Source organism: Pseudomonas sp. P65(2024) (assembly GCF_057480955.1).
This window is the reverse complement of sequence record NZ_JBLIYX010000013.1, coordinates 159,365-167,289: the sequence shown is the minus strand read 5'-3', so window position 1 is coordinate 167,289 and position 7,925 is coordinate 159,365. Positions and strand designations below refer to the sequence as shown.

Annotated in this window: 10 protein-coding genes; 2 read left to right on the top strand and 8 right to left on the bottom strand. The window is 63.1% G+C overall.

Annotated elements, in window-relative coordinates; translation table 11 throughout:
• Positions 1 to 136: 136 nt before the first annotated feature.
• The 8 genes from AC25MA_RS18220 to AC25MA_RS18185 form a co-directional block, all read right to left on the bottom strand.
• Complete coding sequence (locus AC25MA_RS18220; RefSeq protein WP_486972274.1) at positions 137 to 520, bottom strand: Rho termination factor N-terminal domain-containing protein; 384 nt, start codon at positions 518 to 520, stop codon at positions 137 to 139.
• Positions 521 to 537: 17 nt separating this feature from the next.
• Positions 538 to 966: a hypothetical protein gene (locus tag AC25MA_RS18215; RefSeq protein ID WP_182324303.1), complete on the bottom strand. Its 429-nt coding sequence runs from the start codon at positions 964 to 966 to the stop codon at positions 538 to 540.
• A gap of 25 nt (positions 967 to 991) precedes the next feature.
• A complete protein-coding gene (locus tag AC25MA_RS18210) occupies positions 992 to 1,951 on the bottom strand; it encodes a lysylphosphatidylglycerol synthase domain-containing protein (RefSeq protein WP_463402202.1) in 960 nt (319 codons plus the stop codon).
• Positions 1,951 to 3,153: a cardiolipin synthase ClsB gene (gene clsB, locus AC25MA_RS18205; protein ID WP_028688905.1), complete on the bottom strand. Its 1,203-nt coding sequence runs from the start codon at positions 3,151 to 3,153 to the stop codon at positions 1,951 to 1,953. The genes AC25MA_RS18210 and clsB overlap by 1 nt, the downstream gene beginning before the upstream one ends.
• Entirely contained in the window at positions 3,150 to 3,923 is a 774-nt protein-coding gene (locus tag AC25MA_RS18200; protein ID WP_028688904.1) for an endonuclease/exonuclease/phosphatase family protein, read from the bottom strand. The genes clsB and AC25MA_RS18200 overlap by 4 nt, the downstream gene beginning before the upstream one ends.
• Positions 3,920 to 4,837 (bottom strand): DUF72 domain-containing protein, encoded by a 918-nt coding sequence (locus AC25MA_RS18195; protein ID WP_486972273.1) that lies wholly within the window; start codon positions 4,835 to 4,837, stop codon positions 3,920 to 3,922. The genes AC25MA_RS18200 and AC25MA_RS18195 overlap by 4 nt, the downstream gene beginning before the upstream one ends.
• A 561-nt stretch (positions 4,838 to 5,398) precedes the next feature.
• Complete coding sequence (locus AC25MA_RS18190; protein WP_486972272.1) at positions 5,399 to 5,941, bottom strand: type 1 glutamine amidotransferase domain-containing protein; 543 nt, start codon at positions 5,939 to 5,941, stop codon at positions 5,399 to 5,401.
• A gap of 323 nt (positions 5,942 to 6,264) precedes the next feature.
• Positions 6,265 to 6,549, bottom strand: coding sequence for a hypothetical protein (locus AC25MA_RS18185; protein WP_028688900.1), 285 nt, complete (start codon positions 6,547 to 6,549; stop codon positions 6,265 to 6,267).
• Positions 6,550 to 6,926: 377 nt separating this feature from the next.
• On the opposite strand from AC25MA_RS18185, the gene AC25MA_RS18180 reads away from it, so the two are divergent.
• Both AC25MA_RS18180 and AC25MA_RS18175 read left to right on the top strand, forming a co-directional pair.
• Positions 6,927 to 7,322 (top strand): low affinity iron permease family protein, encoded by a 396-nt coding sequence (locus AC25MA_RS18180; protein WP_028688899.1) that lies wholly within the window; start codon positions 6,927 to 6,929, stop codon positions 7,320 to 7,322.
• A gap of 14 nt (positions 7,323 to 7,336) precedes the next feature.
• Complete coding sequence (locus tag AC25MA_RS18175) at positions 7,337 to 7,888, top strand: ATP-dependent Clp protease proteolytic subunit (protein WP_028688898.1); 552 nt, start codon at positions 7,337 to 7,339, stop codon at positions 7,886 to 7,888.
• The last annotated feature ends 37 nt before the right edge of the window (positions 7,889 to 7,925 follow it).

Here is a 7,925-nt window from a genome sequence, read left to right as displayed (position 1 = left end):
CGCCTGGGCTGACGCAGCTGTCGCTAGCGGGCTATGGCGCTAGACTCTTGATCGGCAACGGCAACGGCAACGGCAACGGCAACGGCAACGGCAACGGCACAGCGCCGAGCTTGCCTCGGGGGGACGCCGGCGCGTCTCAAGCCACCTTGCGTAAGGCCTCGATCAATTCTCCCTTGCGCATGCTCGAGCGCCCGGCAATGTGCCGCTTGCGCGCACGGTCCATCAGTTCAGCCTTGGTCATGTCCTCCAGCCGCTGTCCGGGGCGAGGCACGCCATGCTTGGTCGCCACCGCGCGCCGGGCCGATGAAGCCCGCGCCCGCGCCTGGGCCTTGGCCGCAGGGCTTTTCTTCTGCCCGGAACCGCCTTTGCGCTCGCCGCCTCCGGACTGCTTGTTGACCGTGGCCCAGGCGCGGGCTTCGGCTTCGTCCTTGGACACGCCCTTGTCCTCGTAGCTCTGCTCGATGTGCTCGGCCTTGCGTTTCTGCTTGTCGGTGTACTTGTCTTTGTCTCCACGTGGCATGGTCGTTCTCCTCTGCGTCAGTGAGTCTGCCAGACCCCGTTGTTGCGCTCGCAATCGCTGCGCGCCTGGCCCAGGCTCGGGGTGTCGTAGTAATAGGTGATGATCCGCGCATCCTTGGGCACGGCTGGGCGGGTAGAGGGCTCACCACGTCCGGCGGCATCGGGGTTGGCCAGGGTCTCCTGGGTCAGCGGCGCGATGCAGCTGCCGACGCTGCCGTCGGCGCAACGCTCGACCCGGCGCTTCTGGCTGTTGAGCATTTCCTTGCTTTCGTTGCTGCACGACCAGGCGATCGCTTCGGCCGGCATGTTGCCGTAGCTGTAGCACGTGTGCTGCTGTACCGGCTTGACCGCCTCGCTGGAGGAGCGGGTGACCACATCACAGCCTTCGGCCAGCACCTGCCCGCTGGCCAAGGTGCCCAGCAGTGCCATGTACAGAATGAACCGCATGATGTACCTCCCGGGCGATGGCCCATCAGCGCTTGTCGAGGGCCGGCCTGGCCTGTTGGCGCAAGGCCTTGGCGCGCTTCTCGAGGATCAGGTAGGTGAACACCGCCAACAACAGCGGAATCAGGTAGTACAACGTTCGATAACCCAGCAGCGCGGCGACCAGCTCGCCCTGACCGAGCTGGCCATGGAGCAGGGCGAGGAACACGGCCTCCAGCACGCCGAGCCCTGCGGGAATATGGGCGACCACGCCCGCCACGCAGCTGATCAGCAGCACGCCCAATACCGACGGATAGAACAGGTCTGGTGGCAGCAGCAGGTGGATCAGTGCTGCCATCAGTGCCCAGTTGCTCGCGCCCAGGGCCACCTGGCACAGCGCCAGGCGCAGGCCCGGCAGGGTGACTTCGTGCCCGCGCAGGTCCCACGTTCGCCGCTTGGCGAAGGCGCAGGCGAACAGGTAAGTCAACGCGACCGCCATCATCAGTACGCCGATCAGGCGCAGACCCCCAGCCCCCACCGCCCAGTTTTCCGGCAGCTTGACCATGCCAAGGGCGAACACGGTGCCGGCCAACAACAGGTAGCCCATCCAGTTGGTCAACAGACCCAGGGTGAGGATGCGGGTGATGGTTGGCGTGTCGAGCCCCAGCCTGCCGTACAGGCGATAACGCAGGGCCACGCCACCGACCCAGGTGGTGAAGTTGAGGTTGAACGCATAACACACGAACGCCACCGGCAGCACCTGGCGGGCCGGCAGGCGATGGCCGGTGTAGGCCCGGGCGAGCAGGTCGTAGCTGGCGAACACCAGGTAGCTGCACAGGGCCAGCAGCAACCCCAGGGCCAGGGTCGAGGGTCGGTAGGCCAGCAGCGACTGGCGGACTTCGTTCCAGTCCAGGTTACGCGCCAGGGTGAACAGCAGCACCGGGACCAGCACCAGGAACAGCACGGTCAGCAGGCGTTTGCCCCAGGTCTTCCAGCGTGGCGTGGCCATCAGGTCTTACCCCCGTGGTAGCCGGCCGGGGCCTCGCTGTCGGCTTGCAACGACTGCAGGCGTTGCCGGTGCGCCGGGAACCAGCCGGCGATACGCGGGAAATAGCGGGTGATGTGGAAGCCCAGGAAGATCAAGGGTGCGCGCCACCAGTAGCCACGCACCATGCGCTCCAGCGTCACGGTCTTGCAGTGTTCGCGGGTGAGCTCGCTCAAGTGTTGGTAGAGCACATCGTTGAACGCACGGTCGCGAACCAGCAGGTTGGCCTCCAGGTTGAACGACAGGCTCAGTGGGTCGAGATTGCTCGAGCCTACGGTGGACCACTCGTCGTCCACCAATGCCACCTTGCCGTGCAGCGGGCGCTGGCAGTACTCGTGGATGTGCACGCCATCGCGCAGCAGGTAGTTGTAGAGCAGCCGCGAGAGCGCGCGCACCCAGCGCATGTCGGGCTGCCCCTGGAGGATCAGGGTCACCTCGACCCCGCGCCGAGCGGCGTTGCGCAGCTCGCGCAGCAGACGGTAGCCCGGGAAGAAGTAGGCATTGGCCACGACGATACGTTGCCTGGCTTCACGGAAGACCTGCAGGTAACAGACCTCGATATCGTTGCGATGCCGCCGGTTGTCGCGCTCCACCAGCACGGCGCTGGCCGGGCCCGCATCAATGCCGGTCGGCCGGACCTGGCTGGCGGTGTCCAGCACCGGTGCAAGCAGGCGGCAGGAGGATGCATGTACCTGGGCAACCACCGGGCCGGCGACCTCCACGGCGTAGTCCTGCTTGGCCTGCGGACCGAAGTCGCCGAGATGGTCGGCGCTGTAATTGATGCCGCCGATGAACGCGCGCTGCCCATCGATCACCAGGATCTTGCGGTGCAGGCGGCGGAACAGGTTGGTGCGCATGCCGGCCAGCCGGGGTTGCGGATCGAACGCATGGAAACGCACCCCGGCCTCGGTCATCGAGGCGATGAAGTCGTCGGGCAGGTCCGCGGTGCCATAGCCGTCCACCGCCACCTCGACCCGCACCCCGCGCCGCGCGGCGTCGATCAGGGCCTGGCGCAAAGGTTGGCCGACCTTGTCGTCATAGATGATGAAGGTCTCCAGGAGGATCTCCTCGCGTGCCTGGCCCATGGCCTCGAACACACGTGGGTAGTACTGCTCGCCGTTGATCAACAGTTCGACACGGTTGCCGTTGCTCCAGGACTGTTTCATAGCGTCACCTGCGCCACCAGTGGGGCATGGTCGGAGAGGTGTGACCAGGGGTATCGGGACAACACCCGCGCTTGGCAGGCTTGCGCATTGCGCAGGTAGATGCGGTCCAGGCGCAGCAGCGGCAGGCGGGCGGGAAAGCTGCGCGCCGGCCTGCCAAAGGCCTCGACCAGGTATTCTGAGAGCCGCGAATCCACTTTCAGGCGCCAGTCGTTGAAGTCACCGGCGATGATGACCGGCTCGTCCGGCGGCAGGCTGTCGAGCAATGCCAGCAGCAGGCCGACCTGGCGCTGGCGATGGGCCTCGCGCAGCCCCAGGTGCACGCAGATCGCGTGTACCTGCTCATGGCCAGGCACTTCGAGCAGGCAATGCAGCAGGCCGCGTTCCTCGTTGCCGTGGATTGTCACGTCGAGGTTGTCGTGGGCGCGGATCGGAAACTTGGACAGCAGGGCGTTGCCATGGTCGCCATGGGGATAGACCGCGTTGCGCCCGTAGGCGAACTGCGGCCACATGCTGTCGGCGAGGAATTCGTACTGAGGCGTCGTCGGCCAGGTCGGGTGGCGTTCGGCATGCCCGTGGTGGCTGCCATGCACCTCTTGCAGGAACACCAGGTCGGCCCCGGTGGCGCGCACCGCCTCGCGCAGCTCTGGCAGGATGAAACGGCGATTGAACAGGGTAAAGCCCTTGTGCACGTTGAGGGTCAGCACCGTCAGGCGGTGCACGGCGGTCACCTTGTCGATGATGCAGCGGGGAGTGGGCAGGGTCCCGTTCATAGAGGCTCCTGCGGCTCGACGCCAGGCTCGGTCACCAGCTCGCCGTCAAGGCCGAGCTTGGCCAGCAGGCGGCGGGCATCGTAGGGGGCATGCACTTTCTGGTCGTTGTCGAAGTAACAGTACACGTCACGGGATGCGCGTTTTGCAGGGGCCCGGCGTACGACGCGCCGGGCATCTTCCGGTTGGCCGCCCGCAGCCCAGGCCTGGATGCGCAGGCGCCAGCGGCGCAGTGCGCTGGCGGTGTAGCCGCTGCTGTAGAGCTCGACATCGCCATGCAGGCGCAGGTACACGAAATCGGCCGTGATCTCCTCGACATAAGGCCATTTGCCCGCGCTGTCAGCGACCACCAAGGCAATCTTGTGCTTGCGCAGCAGGTTGATAAAGGTGTCGCAGAGGAAGCTGGGGTGGCGAATTTCCACGGCGTGGCGCAGGCGCTGGTTGCCGCGGATGGCCGTGCCGCCGTTTTCTTGCAGGCGCTCGGCCGCCTGGCGGGCAAGGAGGCGGGCAGCGTTGCGATCACGCGGCAGCTTGGCCAGGAAATCGCTGAAGCGTTGCGCATCAAATTTCAGGCTCGGCGGAAACTGCCACAGGAATGGCCCCAGCTTGTCGCCCAGCATTAGCGGGCCCGATGCGAAGAAGTTGGCAAGCGGCTCGTCGATCTCTCGAAGCCTGCGCACATGGGTGATATAACGCGGCGCCTTGACCGAGAACACGAAGCCCTGGGGTGTTTGGTCACGCCAATGACCATAGCGTTCCGGTGTCTGCAGCGCGTAGAACGAACCATTGATCTCGATGCTGTTGACCGCTCGCGAGGCGAAGGCCAGTTCGTCGTCCTGGCGTAGCCCCTTGGGGTAAAAGTCCTTGCGCCATGGGCCATAGCGCCAACCGGAAATACCAATACGGATCTCGCTCACGAGAGCCCCCTGTGTTCGTGTACTTATCAGTAGCGACTGGTAGCGGCGCGAGAGGGTTCATCAGGATTGACGAGTGGCGCTGGCGGCCCTGGCGGAGCTTTGTTGGCGACAAGGCACCGCCGTTTGGTTCTTTCTATGACTGATAAGTCAGCGATCAGCCTCTCAACGTGTTGAAAGGGTTCCAAAAAAACGATCGGTGGTCAGCCTAGTTTCCGACAATGTGTCTTACTTAGATCTCAACGTGGGAGAACGTGATGAGAGAAAGAGGTCAGACGTATTGGGATTGGATGGATGCGCAGCTACATTGCCGTACGCACACTGAAATACTTGATACCGGCTGGACTATAGATGTCCAGGTGCGCCTTTCACGTGTTGGAACCACACAGTTGTTCATGGGCATCTATCGCCAGGACGGTGCATTGATCCACGAAGAAGCCTATGGGACGCGCCCGGGGCAGTCCATGACGACCGCCCTGCTATGGGGTGTTGCCAGGGCGCGTGAGCTGGCCTGTTCTCAATCCTCTTCCGATGCCGCTTCCCACTGACGGAACGAAGGACTGCCTAGCTACCGGCCAGCGCCTTGATCAACTGCTCGTTGAAGGCCGGAATATCGTCTGGCTGGCGACTGGTAATCAGATTGCCGTCCACCACCACTTCTTCATTTACCCAGTTGCCGCCAGCGTTGCGATTATCATCCTGCAAGGTCTTGTAGCTGGTCATCCGTCTGCCTTTGGCCAGATCACTCGATACCAGCAGCCAAGCGCCATGGCAAATGACCGCCAAGGGTCTGCTTGCCGAGTCGTGGCTTTTCACCAATTTCTGCGCTGCAGGCATCAGGCGAATGGTATCGGAGTTCTGTACGCCCCCCGGCACCACAATGGCATCGTAAAGATCAAGGTGGGCGCTCTCGAAGGTGGCGTCCACCGCAAACTCATCGGCAGGCTTGTCATGGTTCCAGCCGCGAACGGTTCCCTCCTTGTCACTCAGAATGTCGATTACCGCTCCATTTGTTTCGAGCGCTTCGCGAGGCCCCGTCAGTTCCACCTGTTCAAAACCATCAGTGACCAGGAAGGCAACGCGCTTGCCATTCAGTTGAGCAGTCATTTTTCGATCTCCGTTTTCGATGGGCCCTGGGAGGCGAAGGGCTGTGCTCCCGCCGCCCAAGGTCAAGGTGCGGTCATCCGTCAGATTGTTCCTCGGGTGCCACTTGGCCTTCCGGCCAGTCGGGTGCCTCGTGTTTCGGATCGGGCGGCGGTACCTTGTCGCCGGGGTCGTGCGGTATTTCATCGACATAAGGATCTGGATGATCGGGGCCTATCATGGGCTTTACCTCGTCAGCTAAAGCGCGGCCTTGCTTCGTGCTTGTACCGCAACTGTCCAATACCTCCCCAGGGCGAACGCTGTCGCCCTGGGGAACGCCTTTGCAATCAGCGTTCCTTGTCCATGCGTTGGCCTGGGTCACGTTGTTGGCCGCCGACTGTTCCGGTGTCGGAGAGGTTTTCCTTGTCCTCAGGCTGCTCCAGCGATTGCCCGCCTTGTCGCCCGGTGTCCTGGGATTGCGCCCACTCCTTGTCGGTCTTGTCATCAGGTCGTTGGCCACCTTTTTGCCGGTCGGTCATGTCGCCCGCCGAGCCGTGGCCCCCTTGCTGGCCGGCGTTGCCCACGTTGGTGTCGGCGCTACGGTCGCCGCCCTTGTCTTGATTGTTAGCCATGATGGCTTACCTCTGGTCGAACACAGGAAGGTCTGTGTTCAGTTATGACTGGGCCGTGAGTCATCGCACTGCAATGATTTTCCGATTTTCGGACCGGTTGCCTGAAGGACTGCGAGGCAAACATTTAGCGGGTGAACAACCGCGGTACAGTGCGTGGTTGGCGAGAAAAACTGGAACTTTGCTCGCCTTGCGCGCCTCCACCGCATGCCGGCGCGCAAACCGAGGTGAGCCATGAACAGCGAAAATGCTTTTGACGACGATCAACCGCAAGCCACGGTGCAACCGGGTGAGGGACAACCGCAAGTGCAGCCGGACGACCCGGACATCGAGGGACTGCCCGGTGAAACCAGGCCACCGGCCTGGAGGAGACCCAACGCATGAAATTCGACCGGTTTGCCCAATGGCTGGCCAGCCACAGTGGACGCCCGGTGACCTTCGTCATCGCATTGATGCTGATCATCGCCTGGGGCGTCAGCGGGCCATTGTTCCACTTCAACGACACCTGGCAACTGGTGATCAATACCTCGACCACGATCATCACCTTCCTCATGGTGTTCCTGATCCAGAACACCCAGAACCGCGACAACGATGAGCTGCACATCAAGATCGACGAGCTGCTGCGCACCACCAAGCGGGCGCACAAGGCCCTGCTCGACCTCGAAGACATGGGGCCGGCCGAACTGCATGCGCTGCGCAAGCATTACCAGCAGATCGGCGAGCACGACCTGGCGGCGCCGGGCAGTGACCTTGCGCAAAAGCACACGCCTGACTGACCCTGGAGGACGACATGGCCAGACATATCATCCACTACACCGGCCCGATCAACTCCGCGACCTGCGGCAATCTGATCAATACCTGCTCCAAGGCCCTGCAGCAGGGCGCCGAGCTGTTGCAAGTGAACATCGCCACCATGGGCGGCGAATGCAGCTACGGCTTTACCCTGTACAACTTCCTGCGCGCCTTGCCGGTGCCGGTGCATACCCACAACCTGGGCACGGTCGAGTCGATGGGCAACATCCTGTTTCTGGCCGGTGTTCACCGTACCGCCTGTGCCTGCAGCAAGTTCCTGTTCCATCCCTTCCACTGGACCTTGCACGGCTCGGTGGACCATGCGCGCATGGCCGAATACGCCATGAGCCTGGACTACGACCTGCGCCTGTATGCGCAGATCGTCGCCGAACGAACCGAAGGCGCCAGCGACGTGCTGGACGTGCCGCGTTACTTGATGGCCTATCCGCGTATCCTGGGGCCGGAGGAGGCCCTGGTCAGCGGGATGATCCACGCCATCGACGAATTGCCCATCGCTGCGGATGCGGTGCAATGGAGCGTGCATGCGTGAGTGGGGCAGGGGGCGATGGAATGCGTCTTGACGACGC